Below are 17,244 nucleotides of genomic sequence, written 5' to 3'. Positions count from 1 at the left end.
GAATGGAAAACGAGAAAGACACCAAAAAGCAAAAGAAAGAGATTAATCAGGAGAAACTGAAGGCTTTACAGCTCACCATCGACAAGATTGACAAGGACTACGGGAAAGGAACCATTATGAAGATGGGCGACAAGGCAGTGGTGGATGTTCCTGTAATCTCTAGCGGATCGCTTACCCTTGACCTTGCCCTTGGCGTTGGAGGATATCCAAGAGGTAGAGTAATTGAAATATATGGCCCCGAATCGTCGGGTAAAACCACCCTGGCCATTCACGCCATTGCCGAGGCGCAAAAGGCTGGCGGTATAGCCGCCATTATTGATGCCGAGCACGCTTTTGACCGTTCCTACGCCGAAAAGCTGGGGGTTGATGTTGAAACGCTACTTATATCGCAACCCGACAGCGGCGAGCAGGCTCTTGAAATTGCCGACCAGCTTATTCGCTCCAGCGCTATCGATATCGTGGTGATAGACTCGGTTGCAGCGCTGACTCCCAAGGCCGAGATTGAAGGCGAGATGGGCGACAACAAGCTGGGCCTACAGGCACGCCTCATGTCACAAGCGCTTAGGAAGCTAACCGCTAGTATTTCGCGAACCAACACCTGCTGCATCTTTATTAATCAGCTGCGCGAAAAGATTGGTGTGATGTTTGGCAACCCCGAAACCACCACTGGTGGTAATGCCCTTAAGTTCTACTCATCGGTTAGGGTAGATATCCGCCGAATTGCCCAGCTAAAGGATGGCGATGAGTCGACCGGTAACCGTGTGCGCGTTAAGATTGTGAAGAACAAGGTGGCTCCACCATTCCGCAAAGCAGAATTCGACATTATATTTGGCGAGGGAATCTCAATAACCGGAGAAACCATTGACCTTGGCGTTGAGCACAACATCATCAAGAAAAGCGGTTCATGGTTTAGCTACGGCGACACCAAGCTGGGTCAAGGCCGCGAAGCGGTACGCAGCCTTCTAATTGACAACCCTGAACTAGCCGACGAGCTCCAAGGAAAGATTAGGGAAGCAATGAATATCAAGTAACACATCGATACAGAACCAAAAGAGGGGTAAACTGTAGATCGTTTACCCCTCTTCACTTTTAATAATACCCATCAGCTGGCGCTATGATTAGGTGCTAATTTCGAGGTATTTTCTAGTCAAGTTACTACTACTTTAATAGGAGGTACGTCTCAGATACACACTACAATGGCAGTTAACCATTGCATTTGTTGCGCTAGGTTGGTGAATTCAGGGTTTTTCATTACTATCAATCTTTTTAAATACGCCAGTACTAATAATTGCCTTACATAATTTATCAATTACAGGAACAGAAACACTATTCCCTATAAGTTTCATCCACCTTGACCGTGATTCAGGAAGTTTAAAATCTTTTGGAAAACCCTGTATTAAACAAGCTTCTGACCTAGTAATGCGTCTAAACTTTTTAGGTTTATAAATATTGTTGATAAAACTTTCTTTAAATTCATTATTGTTTTTCGCAGTAAGAACTTCTTCTGTAATAAAATCATTTGTATCGCTCGCAACAAGGGTAGGAAAAATGTCAGATGTAGGTAAAAATATTCTGTTTACACCGTATAAGCCAGTACTTATTTTTGTGTTTTTAAAATCATAGCGAGTTTCAGCAACTTTAATGATTCCTTTATCTTTAAGATTTTCAAGAGTCTTCGAAATGGATACTTTTTTTACTTTAATTTCTCTTTGAATTTTTAATTTATCAACAAAAATCAAATTTTCGGTTTTATATGATAAAAGAAGGTTTTCTTCATCGGATAAATCAACGTTTATATTGTTCATAATTTCAAACGCATATTCCTCTTCTTTAATTATTTCTAAATCAATCAATTCATTAATCTCATCCTGTGTTATAGTAGAGTCAAGTTGCTGAAAATGTTTTAGTGATAATGGATTACCGTCTAAATCACCAAATTCACTTTTCCTTCTATTTCGCAATAATAATTGACAAATCTTCTTTTGCCTTTCAGTTGTATTCATAATATCCCATGAATGAATGGTTGTATGACCATTTCTCAAATCATTAAATAAAAAATAGTCGTTAAACCCATTCGTTTTAGAAAGGCTCATTCCTCTGGCTTCGATAATGTTGCCAAATAAATCTTTTTGTACATATGTATCCGATTTGGCAAAGTAACTAGAATTAACTCCAAGAATATCAAAGAGTTTTACTTTTTTATCCACACTAGGAGGTAATAAAAACTTATCAAAATATTTTTTCTCTTTAAAACCGATGATATAAATTCTCACACGATTCTGTGGAACACCATAATTAAAAGAATTTATTACATAATAGTTAGCGAAATAACCTGCTTGGTTGATTCTATCCAAAATATATTGAAGAGCCTTTTTATTTCTCGGGTCAACTAATCCTTTTACATTTTCAAAGATAAAAGCCTTTGGTTGCGATTGTTTTAATAGAAAAATTGTATCGTTCCATAACTGCCCCCTGTCATCATCAAATCCTAAATTTTTACCTGCAATAGACCAACTTTGGCAAGGAACTCCTGCGGTAAGAATATCATGCTCAGGCAACTCTTTAATTTTTGTAATATCACCCAGATTGAACTCTTCGCCAATATTAAAATTTTCACAATAGGTTTTAATGGCGTCCTTATTAATTTCGCTAAAACCGAGACAATATCCACCATTATTACTTAATGCCATTTTAAACCCACCTATTCCAGCAAAAAGGTCAATAAAGGAGAACTCCTCTTGTTGCGTTATTTTATGTTTAGTTGAGTTCATTTATTTTAAGATGCCTTCTTCAAAATCTTTAGGTGGTTCAATTCCAAGAAATTCACGATATATTCTTTCTCTATATTCCTTCCCTAGCACATTAATTTCTTTGATGAAATTGCTATATGTACCATTACCTCCTATTAAATCCCAAAATTCGTTGCCTATCAATACAGATGCATCTTCGTGCATATTGAACCATCGCATAGGAAAAGTCCATTTGTAGTCAGATTTCTTACCATATGGATTATATGGCAGAGCATAATAAGCGAAGTCTACTACTTTGGGCTCCATAGCCAAAAGTTTAAAAAGCTTTTCTTTACTTACTTTTGTTTGATCGCTATTTGGCAGAGGACCTTTTAACTCAAAAGCGTATCGAGTATCGCTTTCTTGGTTATGAATAAAAATATCACAAACAACACTGGAAGGGATGAGTTGCCCACCTCCTGCTTTAATATATTTTAATTCTGTTTCCCAATCAGGTTTTACTTTTTCTACTCCTTTACTATGTTCCAGTTTGTTTAAAACTTCCTGAATTCTTCTTAAACTTTCTTTTCCTATTGTTCCCTCAACTACTTTCCCCATTTGACAATTTTCATGAGCCTCAATTGCTACAACTTGTGCAAGTTTTTCCCAAACACCTCCAAAAGGAGTTACAAAACGCCTTTCAAAATGAGAACCTTTAAAAATCTCATCTGGAACTAAAGCAGCATATAATGGCTTGCTTGAACGATGGTTTTCTTTAATAAACGGGTCGGTAATGAGGACTCTGTTCATTACCCTATCCATCATTTCAGCAACAACATCTTTAATGGCTTTGGCAATTCGTTTTTGCTTATTTTTTGTCATTTTATTCATCTAGATACGCCTTGCAAAGATACAAAATTCAGATTAGGTTTCAACTCGTTGGTATGGTTGTCTGTTCCAAGGATGACGCACAATTAACTGTTAGATTATCTCTCCACATAAAACTCGGAGGTCTTGCTCCACTTCGGAAAGTACGACTCGTTGGCCAGCTTATGCCCCAACCTAAAGAACAGCTTAGTATCTTCAACTAGCCCTTCAAGACTATGCTCCTCCGGGATGTAGTGGTCGCTAGGTTTATGGTAAGTAACACGCCAGTACTTCTCCACAGCCTTCAGGGTTTCCTCTTTGCCCATTTCCACCTGATGCGTGTATCCCTTGGCAAATAGTGCGGGAACTCCTACCCTGAGGAACGGCAGCTGGTCGGATCGGAAGAACATCCCATTTTCAGGATTTGGATCCTCAGCAATATACCGTCCCTGTTTAGCGGCCTCCTCGGCAAGGTATTCGTCCAGTTCGGAGTGGCCAAGGCCAGTAACCGTAACATCCTTAAATCGGCCCAGAAACAGTATAACATCGCTATTGAAGCATGCTGCAGTTTTGCTATGCTCAAACACTGGGTTATTAACATAGTGCTGCGATCCAATTAGCCCAGCCTCCTCAGCAGTGGGCGAAAGGAAAAGGATGGAGCGCTCTGGAGCACTACCCAACTTGGTAAACCCATCGGCAATGGCCAGCATCCATGCAATGGCGGCCGCGTTATCGGATGCGCCATTGTAAATGGAGTCGCCATCAACTGGTACGCCAATTCCAAGGTGGTCCCAATGTGCAGTATAAACCAAAGCCTCCTCGGGCCTTTCCGATCCTTTAATAACACCACCCACATTGTATGAACTGGACTCGATCCAAGTATTACGAATTGTTGCGCTAAACTTAGCGCCCATAGGTATAGGTTTAAACCCCGGAACGGTTGCCTTACGCTTCATCTCCTCGTAATTGAGGCCGCAAAACTCGAACAGGTTACTGGCTGCCTCACGAGTTATCCAACCATTTGCCCCGCAAACATTGGTTGTAAGCGCCTCGTTATTCAGGTAGTACTCCGTATTGTTTCCGCTTCTATCCACCACGCTCCATGGGTAGCCAGCGGCAGCCTCCTCGTGCACAATTATACATCCAGCTGCACCAAACCTATTGGCTACATCGAACTTGTATGGCCATCGACCATAAAAGGTCATGGCGTTACCGTTGAATAGATCAGTATCCCCAGTATGAAACCCCGGGTCGTTTACCAGAACCACCACTGTTTTTCCAGCAAGATTAATTCCCTCAAAGTCGTTCCAGCTGTACTCGGGCGCATCAATACCGAAGCCTGCAAATACTAGCTCCGACTGGTTGAGGGTAAACTCATCCTTCAGCAGAGGGCTCCATAGGGTATAATCCTCACCATCAGCCATGCTCAGCCTACCGCCAGCTATAGAAAACTCAATCTGTTTGGGTGCAGCCGAGGTTATCTCGGCAAGGGGAACCTCCTGCAAGTAACTATCTCCAAAAGCGGGATCAAGACCAATGCCGATCATTCGCTCCTCGAGGTAGGCCAAGGTTTTCTGCTCGCCAACGGAAAGTGGTGCTCGCCCCTGGAGGCTGTCGGACGCCAGCACAAGTATATCCTGCTCTATCTGTTTTGCATCAATTAACTTATCGAGATTAGGGCTAGATATGCAGGAAAATATACCAAGCAATAGGATTAGGTAAAGGTTTTTCATAGCTACAATCTATAATTTTAACTTTATGGGTTATTTACAATCACTAAAATTAACTTTTTTTCAGTGGGCATCTGCTAATCTCGCCAATTTTCTTTGATTATTCGCCAAAACCATTTAAGTTTAGCCGTTGTTTTTCAGTATCACCAAAAGTAAACCTCCCCTATGAAAGTTAGACTGAATATCAGGCAAAAAATTTTCCTTTCGGTTCTGAGCGTATCAATGGTACTATATGTGGTTGCCGTTGGCTACATAGTTACCTCTTCGCGCAAGGCAATGCTCGACGATGCTTTTTTGAATGCACGTAACACGGCAAAAATTGTTGCCGAGGAGATTGAGAAGGAGTTTGAACGCGACCTAGCCGTAACCCGAACGCTAGCGCAAGCATTTACCGTTTATCAAGATTTAGCCCCATCGCTTTGGCAGGAGCTATTTATGAAAATGTACGTTCCTGTTCTGGAGGGAAACAAGCACGTTTACTCCATTTGGGACAGCTGGGAATACTATGGATTTGTTCCCAACTACGACAAGGAGCACGGCAGGTACTGTATGACTGTATGGCGGGAGGACAACAGGATTCTCACCACCACTGACGAGCGAAGTATGACCGGTGACCCCGACAAGTACGGAGCATTTAAACAAAAAAACCGGGAGGGTCTTTGGGAACCTTACTTCGATGAAATTGTGAAAGGCAAGAGCGACAGGGTACTCATGACCACCGTTGCATCACCCATCCAGATTAAGGGCAAATACTTTGGATTGGTTGGATTTGATATCAGCCTGGAAAGTTTACAGGATATGATTTCGAAAATTGAGCCCGTTCCCGGGAGCTTTGCTTTCCTACTTTCGTCCGAAGGAATTATAGCGGCACACCCCAATACTGAGCTTATAAACCAAAACCTCAGCGAGGTTTATGCCGACGATTTCCAAAGCCAATCGCTTGGCGAGGTGATTCGCGAGGGGCGAGAGCACAGCTACATCAAGGGCGATGGCAATGGCGAGTCGCACTACGTTACCTATGCGCCCATACAGGCCGGCGACTCCTATTCTACCTGGTCGTTGGCATTGAGCATACCCATGAGCGTGATTACCGAGAGAGCATACGAGAACCAAAGGGTATCGCTACTGGTTGGAGCCGGGGGGTTACTTCTGCTGATGCTGGTTCTTATATTGGTATCGAATGGATTAACCCGCCCCATTGTTCGCATTACCAAGTCGCTTAATCGGATGCAGAAGGGTGAAATATCCGGCGATCTTATCCTTTCCATCAACTCGGGCGACGAGATTGGGGTTATGGCCAACGCCCTTAACACAACCATTGAAGGGCTAAACAAAAAAACTGCATTTGCCGATGATATTGGCAAGGGTCATTTGGAGAGCAACCTCGATTTGCTTGGCGAAAACGATGTGCTGGGAAAATCGTTACTGGCCATGCGCAATAGCCTTAAGAAGGCCAAAGAGGATGAGGCAATACGTATTGCCGAAGACAACAAGCGAACATGGGCCAACGAGGGCTATGCCAAGTTTGCAGAAATCCTGAGACAAAACAACGAGGATCTTCAAACACTTGTTGATGAGGTACTTAAAAATTTGGTGAAATATTTAGGTGGAAACCAAGGCGCCCTGTTCCTAGTAAACGACGACGACAAGAAGAATGTAACCCTTGAGGCAAAGTCGGTATATGCCTGGGATCGCAAAAAGTTTGTGGATACAGAAATTATGATGGGCGAGGGTTTAATTGGAGCCTGCGCCCTCGAGGGAGAGTCTATTTTCCTAACCGAAATCCCCGACAACTTTGTTACCATAAACTCGGGGCTTGGCGAGGCTAACCCCAGCTGTATACTGCTGGTACCCCTCAAGCAGAACGAGACTGTACTGGGGGTAATAGAGGTAGCTTCGTTCAAAGTATTTGAGCAGTTCGAGGTCGATTTCCTTGAGAAGATTGCCGAAAGCATAGCCTCAACCGTTGCCACGGTTAAGATAAATGCCAAAACCCGATTCCTGCTGGAGCAATCGCAGCAACAGGCCGAGGAGATGCAGGCGCAGGAAGAGGAGATGCGCCAGAATATGGAGGAGCTGCTGGCCACTCAGGAGGAGATGAGCCGCAAGGAGAAGGAGATAACCTGGACCATGGAGGCCATAGGCGGGTTGGCCATGGTTATAGAGTACGATTTTAAAGGCGTAATATCATTCGTCAACCCATTACTTTGCACCATCAGCGGGTACACCAAAGAGGAGCTACTAGGCCAGCACCACAGCATACTCTTTGAGCATCAAGATGTTGTTACCTCCGCTGAATACAACCAGTTCTTGGACGATATGCGTAACAACAAATCGTTTAAAAACATCCTTAAACGAAAAGATAAGCAGGGTAATATCTTTACCGTTAAAGCCCATTGCTACCCCATTTTCGATGAGGAAGGTACTCCTCTTAAAGTTGTAGAGGTATCGGTTGATATTACCGAACTAGTGGGAAAGTAGGATTGAACATCTCCAAATGAACTAGCTATTACACCATTAGTTTCTGACAAGACACTACACTTCTTGAGAATAGTATAACCTTGTATACATCCCAGCCTCACTGGCATTGAGGCTGGGCATTTTGCTTGTATGCTAAACTCATCACGTGCAATCCATAGCTTGGGTAATTAGAGGATCATTACTATAGGCATTGACTTGACTTGAAAAATTGATATATTTATATGTTATTATGTGCGTATAAATCATACCGATGTGAGAACCCAAAGCGTATTTACCTCAACGATAATAGCCTTTACAATAACATCCCTTGTTGTTGTTGGAGGCTTCTTTCTCTACAAGCACGAGAAAGAAACCATAATTATCGATAGGCACAATGAGCTCAGTGCTATTGCCCAGCTAAAGGTAAAACAGCTGGTTGATTGGCATAGGGAGCGTATTTCCGAAGCACTTTTCTTTAGCCAGAACACCCCCTACACAAACTATGTTCAGGGAGCAATTGATGGAAATGATGCTCAAAAAGCCCTTTTAGGAGCATCCCTTGAGCATATTATGACCAACAAAAGATACGAGAACATTTTTCTTATCCTTGAAAACGGCCAGCTACTTTTTAGCATGGATGAAGACTTTGTTTTCCTCGATTCAACGACAATAGGCTATTCAAAACAAGTTTTTAGTACAGGACAAATTTTCAAAAGCGAAATCTATTACTGCAAAGCCCACGACGCTATTCATTATGAGATTTTGGCCCCGGTAAGTGTTGGACAAAAAACCATAGCCGTTATGGTTTTTCGTATTGATCCTTCCGATTTTTTATACCCGCTTATAGAGAAATGGCCAACGCCCAGTAAAACAGCCGAAACCTTATTGGTACGAAGAGATGGCGATAGCGTTACCTTCATTAATCATCTTCGACATATCAAAAACGAGAGCCTAACCTTCAAACTACCTATCACCCAATCCAAGGTTTCAGCCGTTGCAGCAGTTAATGGGCATACGGGAATATTTGAAGGAGTTGATTACCGTGGAGAAAAAGTGCTTTCAGACATTAGCAAAATAGCAAACACCAATTGGTATTTGATCTCCGAAGTTGATCAGGATGAGTTTTTTGCTGAGTTCAACCAGCGAGTAATTTTAATTGCAATTATTGTGACAATTGCCATTCTGCTTGTGGTGGTTGCCATGGCATGGATGCATAACTATCGGCAAAGAAATATTTACAAGGAACTGTACGAGAAAAGGGCTGAGCTTCATGAGTCGCAAGAACTATTCCGTGCAACCCTTTACAGCATTGGCGATGGGGTAATCACAACTGACAAAAAAGGGCTTATTAAGCAGCTAAACCCCGTGGCTGAAAAACTAACCGGTTGGAATGAGGCAGACGCTCTAGGGAAAAGGCTAGAAGTGGTTTTTAAGATAATCAATGAGGATACCAGAGAGAATATTAAGAATCCTGTTGATAAGGTTTTAAAGGAGGGGTTAATAGTTGGACTAGCAAACCACACCCTGTTGCTATCAAAAAATGGGGAGGAAATACCAATTGCCGATAGCGGTGCTCCAATCAAAGATAGCAAGGGAAATATTATTGGTGTTGTTGTGGTATTTAGCGATCGGTCTGAAGTTCGCAATAACATTTTGGCCCTCGAAGAGCGAGAAAAGCGCTATAGCAATTTGCTTGATATTATGCCTGACGCCTTGTTTATTAATAAAAACAACGAAGTAGTATATGTAAACAAAGCCTGCCTTAAACTTTTCGGGGCAGATTCGCCAAAACAACTTATTGGCAAATCACCCTTGGGGTTATTTCATCCCGACTTTCATGAGATTATCAAAGGAAGAATAGACAGCATGCTGCTCAACAATCAAAGCGCACCAACCATAAAGGAAAGAATAGTAAGGATTGATGGGACTGAGGTAAATGTTGAAGTTACGGCAACCCCGTTTTATGATGAAGGCGAAATGGCCATTCAGGTTCTGCTTAAAGATATAAGTGAACGTATTAGAGCAGAGAAGGCTATCCATGAATCAAGCAAACAAATGCGCCTTTTGCAAGAGGCACTTGACAAATTGTCTACTTGCGTATATATGAAAGACATTAACTCGCATTATACTTTTGGTAACCAAGCCACGCTCAATCTTTTTGGATGTCAACTCGATGAACTTGTTGGAAAGACGGATGAGGACTTCTTCTCCGCCGAAACCGTAAAGACAATAAAAAGCATTGATAAACGAGTATACGCTGGTGAGCAAAGTCAAGAGGAGGTTCACACAACCAACTCTCGAGGCGAAGAATCTGTTTACCTAGAATTAAAGACACCAATCTATTGCGAAAATGATAGAAAAAAAGTTTGCGGATTATTAGGCATATCAACCGATATTACAAAGCAAAAACAGACCGAAAAAGAAATCTTGCTGGCCACCCAGCAGCTAAAGTATCATATCGAGAACTCTCCTCTGGCAGTAATAGAGTGGGATGAAAGTTTTAGGGTTAAGCGATGGACTGCCCGGGCAGAGGCGTTCTTTGGCTGGAGCGAAGAGGAGGTGATAAACAAACATCCAGCAGAATGGAACTTTGTGCATGAAGATGACTCACAGGAAGTAAACAGGGTAATGAGTGGCCTTATAAGTGGCGTGGCAAACAAGAACATCTCTTCAAATCGCAACTACGCAAAAGATGGAAGCATAGTTCACTGTGTTTGGTTTAATTCTGCATTGGTTGACGGCACTGGTAAACTGCTGTCCATTTTATCACTGATACATAATATTACCGAACGAAAAAATGTCGAGGCTGCACTTTTGGAGAGCGAAGCATATCAAAAAGCATTAATCGACAGTTCGCCCATTGCCATTTACAGCCTCGATGTAGATGGAAATATCATTTCATGGAACAGGGCAGCAGAGCAAATCTTTGGTTGGACCTTCGATGAGGTTAAAGGGAAGTCAAACCCCATTGTTCAAAAAGAGAAACAGCAGGAGTTCAAAGATAATATGAGACAAATTATGAGTGGCCAGGGCTTTAAAGCAAAAGAGTTAGTTAGGCAGAGGAAAAATGGGGAGAAGATAACTATTAGCTTATCCACGGCTCCTATATACGGCAAAAGCAATCACGTTAAAGGCATAATGGCTGTGGCCGAAGATATCACCATGAGAAAAAAGACCGAAGAATCTCTCCGAGAAAGCGAAGAGAAGCTAAGCGGGATTTTAGATAACATTACCGATGTGGTGTGGTCGCTAACATGGCCCGACATGAAACCACTATACTTAAGCCCCTCGGTGGAAATTCTGTACGGGAGAAGTGTTCAGGAATTCCTAGAAAACCCTTCTCTATTTATGGAGATTGTTCACCCCCACGACCAACACCTTACAGATATGGCTTTTAAACAATTACAGAAATCGGGAGAAACTGTTCGGGAATGTCGTATTATTCGCCCCGATGGCAGTATTGTATGGATTTACGATAAGTCAAAACTGGTGTACGACGAGAATAAAAGACCCGTAAGAGTAGAAGGGATAGCACACGATATAACCAAACGCAAACAGGCCGAAGAGGAGCTGCTTGCCTTTAAAAACGACCTAGAAATTAAAGTGCAAGAAAAAACCAAGGAGCTCAGCGAAAGGATTGAAGAGCTTGAAAGGTTTTACAATGCCACCATCGATCGAGAGCTTCGTATGAAGGAGCTAAGGGACGAGATTAAACGCCTAAAGGGTGAAAACTCCTAATGCATAACTAACGCTTAAAATTAAACCTATGAGAGCGAATCTTTTCATCCACTTTGCAATAACATTTCTCCTTGCCATACTATCCATAGCCAAGAGTGTCAATGCACATCCTCATGATACCGACACGCTAAAGCGTGAGCGTATAGAAACCATTACCATTGCCGTTGAACCCGATTACCCACCCTACTCCATTATTAACAAGGATGGAACCCCCGATGGGTTTGCCCTTGAACTATTTTTAGCAGCCACCGAAGCAGTTGGGATTGAAACACATATTCAAATTGGTATTTGGAGTCAAATAAAAGAAGACCTAGCCGAAGGCCGAATTGATGCCCTCCCATTCGTTGGGCGCACTCCCGAAAGGGAACATCTGTACGATTTCACCCTACCCTACCTTTCACTTCACGGGGCTATTTTTATAAAAAGTGAGAACAAAAAGATAAACATCGAAACCATTAGCGATTTAAAAAACCTAAGGATTGGGGTAATGAAGGGCGACAATGCTGAAGAGTACGTTAAACGCGAGAATATTGCAGACCATCCAATCGCAACGTACACCTACGAGGAGGCGTTCCGTATGCTCAACAACAACGAGCTCGATGCTGTGGTTACTCAACGAGTTATGGGAATAGCACTACTTAAAAGGATGGGAATTAAGAGCATCATCCCACTTGACATTCAGCTCCCTGGCTTTCGTCAAGATTTTTGTTTCGCTGTGCAGGAGGACAATACTGAACTCTTATCGAGGCTTAACGAGGGGCTTTCCATTGTGTTTGCAAACAAAAAGTTCGATGAGATTCATCTAAAATGGTTTGGCCCCAGCACACCAACAGGCTACTCCGCTAAGGAAATAGTAAGGGTAGCCTTATACATCCTAATTCCAGCATTAATCTTTCTAGTTATCTTTGTAATTGGGCTCCTTCGCCGACAGGTAAGGAATAGAACTGCCGAACTAAGCCAAGAGGTTGAAGAGCATAAAAGAACATTGGCAGTACTAAATAATCAGCAACGCCTCTTCGAAAAGGTTGAGAATGTGGCTCATATTGGAGGATGGGAACACAATCTTGAAACAGACGAAATTGTTTGGACAAAAGAGATTTATAAGATATTTGATGTTAACCCAGAAACTTATGACGCCTCTATCCTTAAAAACAACCTTGCACTATTTGATGAGGAGAGCAGCAAGAAGTTGAAAAACGCCATCGACAAGGCGATTAACCAACTACAACCCTACGACTTGGAATTGAGAGTTAACACTCCGTTGGGCAACAAGAAATGGATATGGGTCAGTGGTCAACCTGAGGTATTGAACGGCAAGGCAATTAGATTATACGGTAGCCTAATGGACATAAGCGAAAGAAAAGCAGTTGAGGAGAACCTCCGCAACGAGCGCCAACGCTTTAAGCAGATACTCGATGAATTCCCTTTGGGTATTCATATTATTAACAGGGACTACAACATCGAATTCCTCAACAGCCGGATGATTGAAGAATTTGGTGAGCATAAGGGAGAAACTTGCTATGAGTACCTATACAATTTAACCTCTCCGTGTGAAAATTGCAATCACGATAAGGTTCTGCAGGGGGAAGCATGCATCCAGGTCTGGGAATCGGACAAGAACAGTAAACTATATGAGGTGTACGACATTCCCCTTAAGAATACCAATGGATCCATCTCTAGGCTTGAGGTGTTTTTAGATATTACCGACAAGAAGAAAGCCGAGGATGAATTACTTGCCCTAAAAAATAGCCTGGAGGAGAAGGTTATTGAGAAAACTAGGGAGCTTAACGAGCGCATCTCGGATCTGGAGCGATTCCACGAGGCCACCATCAACCGCGAGATTAGGATGAAGGAGCTAAAGGAGGAGATTAAAAGGTTAAAAGGTGAGGTTTAATTTGATTGATTTTTCACAATAAGAATCGATAATAAGTATGATATTAAACCCAATGGAATTGCCATTTAAAAACCGGGTTAAGAGCCCCACACAAGCACGAAGGGTACTACCCTTCAAACCGATACCCACAAGTGGAATGGCCGACACATTCCAATCGCTCCTAAACCAACCAGCCCAAAACCCCGATAGACTACTGTACATACATATTCCATTCTGCAGCAAAACCTGCTCATTCTGCATTTACAATCGAAATGAAAGCACTCCGGCAAACACCGTAAAATTATACGTCGATACTATTATAGACCAGATCTATTCGGTTGGTAAAACACCCTGGGTGCAGTCGGCTCCTTTCAAAGCCGTTTATTTTGGTGGGGGAACCCCAACGGCCATTCCTGCTCAGGACTTAGTAAGTATAATTAAAGCAGTAAAAGAAACCATTCCGCTAACCAACGATTGCGAAATTAGCGTTGAGTCAACCATTAGCGCCGTTACCCCTCAGCTGCTCAATTCAATCACTAAGGCTGGGGTTAACCGGATCAGCCTTGGCGTTCAAACCTTTGATAATGGCATTAGGAGGAGCTTAGGGCGAGAGTCGGACAACGAAACCATCGCTCGCAAGATTGGACTGATAAGCCAAAGCGGCATTCTCAACATATGTATCGATTTAATATATGGCCTACCAAACCAAACCATTGAAAGTTGGACTAACGATTTGAATATGCTGCAGCAACTCCCTATCACAGGTTGTAGCGTGTACCCACTAGTCAGCAAGCCCAATGGACATGGCATTTCAACAGAACTCGATATCGAGAAGGAATACGATTTTTTCGCCTCTGCACACCATACGCTCAGCAATATGGATGGTTGGCAACAGTTCACCCCTGTTCAGTACGGACATAGCGTCAACGGTAAAGCCATTTACGTAAGTGGGCACGGACAAAGTGCCGATTTACTAGCCCTGGGGGCTGGTGCAGGTGGGCGAATAAATTTGTACACCTACCTTGCAAATCCAAACATCGAGGAGTTTTTGGCCAACAAGGCCAATTTCTATCAAACGCCCAAGGTGGTGCTTAGCATTGACAAAGAATACCATAACCTCCGAAAGGTATTCAACTTAAGTGAGGGGTTATCGTTGAATAATCAGCATAATCAGGATCTAAGAATGCTGTTTAATAATGAGTTTGATTTTTTAAATAAGAACGGGCTTGCGACAGAGATCGGTGCCTCGGTTCAGCTAACCCAAAAGGGTTGTTTTTGGGCGGCGAACATATCGGAGTTATTCGCTAAACGAATTGCGGTTCTTTTGCAGGGAAACGAGCCAAGGACTTAGGTTAGGTTTGGTAGATGGTGGCTATCTGTTTGCCAGTTGAGGACAGGCGGATGATGGCTAATTAGGTTATTTGTCCTGCTTAATTTGCATTTTCGGAGTCTATTTCGCCTAAGCCCCAAAAAACAAACAGAAAAGGATGATATAGCGCATTAACCCTACTATATCCGTTGAATATCGCCAATCATTGGTTATATTGCAGATAAAAAGCCAAACATATGGAAACCAATCTTCCTAAACAATTTGAGATTCTTGTTCAACAGCAAAGCGCAACCATTGCCGAAAAAATTGTGGAGCTTCAGTATAGGCTCCAACCCGAGTTTTGGAAGCCCTATGGCTCTGAGGGTAGAATGATTAGCGTGCGCGATGCGGGGTATCACCTCCCCTTCCTCACCGAGGCGGTGATGGCCAACGATCCGAGAGTATTCAAAGACTACGTGGCTTGGGTAAAAACCCTTTTCAAAGGGTTGAACTTCCCCGACTCAGTAATGATAACCACCCTTAAGTGTACCAAAGAGGTATTGCAAGAGGTACTTCCCAACGAGTTGCATCCCATTTTTGAGCCAATAATCGATGCTGGGCTATCGCAAATGAACGAACAGGTGCATGAGCAGCAAAGCGCCATTGACCCCACAACCAGCATTGGCCTGCTCACCCAAAGCTATATCAATTCACTTTTAAAGGGCAACAGGCATAGCGCCAGCAAGCTTATCATGGAGGCTGTGGAAAAGGGTGTTCCCGTGAAAACAATCTATATGGAGGTTTTCCAAAAATCGCAGTACGAGATTGGTCGCTTATGGCTTAGCAACCAGATAAGCGTAGCGGTTGAACACTTTTGCTCCGCTGCCACTCAATCCATCATGTCGCAGCTATACCCATTTATTTTCACCACGCAAAGAGTAGGAAAAACGATGGTAGCCGCATGCGTTGGGGGTGAACTCCACGAAATAGGAATTCGCATGGTGGCCGATTTCTTTGAGATGGATGGGTGGGACACCTACTACCTTGGCGCCAACTCACCAGCCAACAGCATTATCAAGGCCATTGAGAGCAACAACGCACAGGTGGTTGCTCTATCGGCAGCAATGCCCTTCCATAGGCAGCTAATGCGCGAAACCATATCGAAAATTCAACAGAGTAACGCTGGCAGCAACGTTAAGATAATGATTGGAGGGCATGCAGTAAATACCACTAGGGATGACTGGAGATCGTTCAATGCCGACGGCTATGCTCCCAATGCACAGGAAGCCATTGAGGTGGCAAATAAACTAACGGCTTAAGCTATGGGAAACGACAACCTACTGGGCTTAGTTTTACAGTGCAACGACACGGGAAAGATTTTGCGATTAGTTCGCGACGATTTTAACCTGCCCACTAGCGAGGTAGTAGGCAAATTATTTTCGACCCTTGCCCCAAAGGACTCATCATTCCTTATTCTCGATTTCATTGCACAAACTAAAAGCAATGGTGTTGCAATGGACTTCCCCCTGCCCGTAATAATAGGAGGAACAAATCTTAACCTTAAGTATACAGGGTTTTATATCGACAAAACGATATGGGTGGTTGGTGCCAGTTCAGAATCGGCCTCTCACGTTTTTATCCACGAACTCCAACAGATAAACAACGAGCAAGCTAACCAAATCCGACAGCTGGTTAAGCTTAGTCACACCCAGAACGCTAAGAGGCAGAGGGATATCCCCGATGCATTCCTTTTCGACGAGCTTACCCAGCTAAACAACAACCTGGTAAACCTACAGCGCGAGCTTACCAAGAAGAACGCCGAGCTGGCTCGCCTTAACGAGCTAAAGAATCAATTTCTGGGAATGGCTACCCACGATATACGTAACCCACTAGGTGTAATTATGACCTATGCCGATTTTTTGCTCGATGAGACCAAGGATACCCTATCGGCAGAGCACCAAAATTTTCTGAAAATCATATTCTCCTCCACCGAGTTTTTGCTTTCGCTTATTGAGGATCTGCTCGATATAACACAGATCGAGTCGGGTAAGCTAACGCTTAATCTACAGTATTTAAATATTGTTGAACTAGCTCAGAACAATATCGCCCTAAACAATAGCCTTGCCGCCAAAAAGAACATCAAAATTAGCTTAAACCCTAGCAGCGAAAACATATATATTAACGTAGATCCACTTAAACTCGAACAGGTTTTAAACAATCTGGCATCCAATGCTGTTAAATTCTCTCACCCAGGCAGTAGTGTTCAGGCAAATATCATAGAGAAAGACCAAAGCGTTGCTTTTGAGTTTAGAGACCAAGGTGTAGGAATTCCTATCGAGATGGTGGATAAAATATTTACACCATTCGGAAAAGCATCGAGCGAGGGCACTGCTGGTGAGAAAACCACCGGTTTGGGCCTAAGCATAGTGAAAAAGATTATTGAAGGGCATGGCGGAACCATTTCGGTGAGTAGCAAGCTGGGGGTAGGCTCAACATTTAGCTTTGAGATACCTAAAGCACAGCAATAACCAACAATAT

At 43.0% G+C, this 17,244-nt stretch carries 10 protein-coding genes; 7 read left to right on the top strand and 3 right to left on the bottom strand.

What is annotated here, in order from left to right; translation table 11 throughout:
* The first annotated feature begins 2 nt into the window (after window positions 1-2).
* Window positions 3-1,031, top strand: coding sequence for a recombinase RecA (gene recA / locus G8O23_RS12915; protein WP_166365494.1), 1,029 nt, complete (start codon window positions 3-5; stop codon window positions 1,029-1,031).
* A 207-nt stretch (window positions 1,032-1,238) separates the two neighbouring features.
* Here the strand turns inward: recA and dcm are convergent, their stop codons facing one another.
* From dcm to G8O23_RS12900, 3 genes are all read right to left on the bottom strand, one after another.
* A complete protein-coding gene (gene dcm / locus G8O23_RS12910; RefSeq protein WP_166365492.1) occupies window positions 1,239-2,771 on the bottom strand; it encodes a DNA (cytosine-5-)-methyltransferase in 1,533 nt (510 codons plus the stop codon).
* Window positions 2,772-3,620, bottom strand: coding sequence for a TdeIII family type II restriction endonuclease (locus G8O23_RS12905; protein ID WP_166365490.1), 849 nt, complete (start codon window positions 3,618-3,620; stop codon window positions 2,772-2,774).
* A 95-nt stretch (window positions 3,621-3,715) separates the two neighbouring features.
* Window positions 3,716-5,329 (bottom strand): M28 family peptidase, encoded by a 1,614-nt coding sequence (locus tag G8O23_RS12900; protein ID WP_166365488.1) that lies wholly within the window; start codon window positions 5,327-5,329, stop codon window positions 3,716-3,718.
* Window positions 5,330-5,491: 162 nt separating this feature from the next.
* Between G8O23_RS12900 and G8O23_RS12895 the strand changes: the two genes are divergently transcribed.
* The 6 genes from G8O23_RS12895 to G8O23_RS12870 all read left to right on the top strand — a co-directional run bounded on the left by G8O23_RS12895 (window position 5,492) and on the right by G8O23_RS12870 (window position 17,234).
* Window positions 5,492-7,807, top strand: coding sequence for a GAF domain-containing protein (locus tag G8O23_RS12895; protein ID WP_166365486.1), 2,316 nt, complete (start codon window positions 5,492-5,494; stop codon window positions 7,805-7,807).
* Window positions 7,808-8,059: 252 nt separating this feature from the next.
* Complete coding sequence (locus tag G8O23_RS12890) at window positions 8,060-11,524, top strand: PAS domain S-box protein (protein ID WP_166365484.1); 3,465 nt, start codon at window positions 8,060-8,062, stop codon at window positions 11,522-11,524.
* Between the two features lie 28 nt (window positions 11,525-11,552).
* Window positions 11,553-13,418: a transporter substrate-binding domain-containing protein gene (locus G8O23_RS12885; protein WP_166365482.1), complete on the top strand. Its 1,866-nt coding sequence runs from the start codon at window positions 11,553-11,555 to the stop codon at window positions 13,416-13,418.
* Between the two features lie 37 nt (window positions 13,419-13,455).
* Complete coding sequence (locus G8O23_RS12880; RefSeq protein ID WP_166365480.1) at window positions 13,456-14,748, top strand: radical SAM protein; 1,293 nt, start codon at window positions 13,456-13,458, stop codon at window positions 14,746-14,748.
* Between the two features lie 215 nt (window positions 14,749-14,963).
* Window positions 14,964-16,025, top strand: coding sequence for a cobalamin-dependent protein (locus G8O23_RS12875; RefSeq protein ID WP_166365478.1), 1,062 nt, complete (start codon window positions 14,964-14,966; stop codon window positions 16,023-16,025).
* A 3-nt stretch (window positions 16,026-16,028) separates the two neighbouring features.
* On the top strand, window positions 16,029-17,234 hold the full coding sequence (locus G8O23_RS12870) for a sensor histidine kinase (RefSeq protein ID WP_166365476.1): 1,206 nt from the start codon (window positions 16,029-16,031) through the stop codon (window positions 17,232-17,234).
* Window positions 17,235-17,244 lie beyond the last annotated feature (10 nt).

The organism is Perlabentimonas gracilis, assembly GCF_011174675.1.
In the GTDB taxonomy this organism is placed as follows: domain Bacteria; phylum Bacteroidota; class Bacteroidia; order Bacteroidales; family Tenuifilaceae; genus Perlabentimonas; species Perlabentimonas gracilis.
The sequence above is the reverse complement of the archived record's forward strand: the minus strand, read 5'-3'. Positions and strand labels throughout refer to the sequence as shown.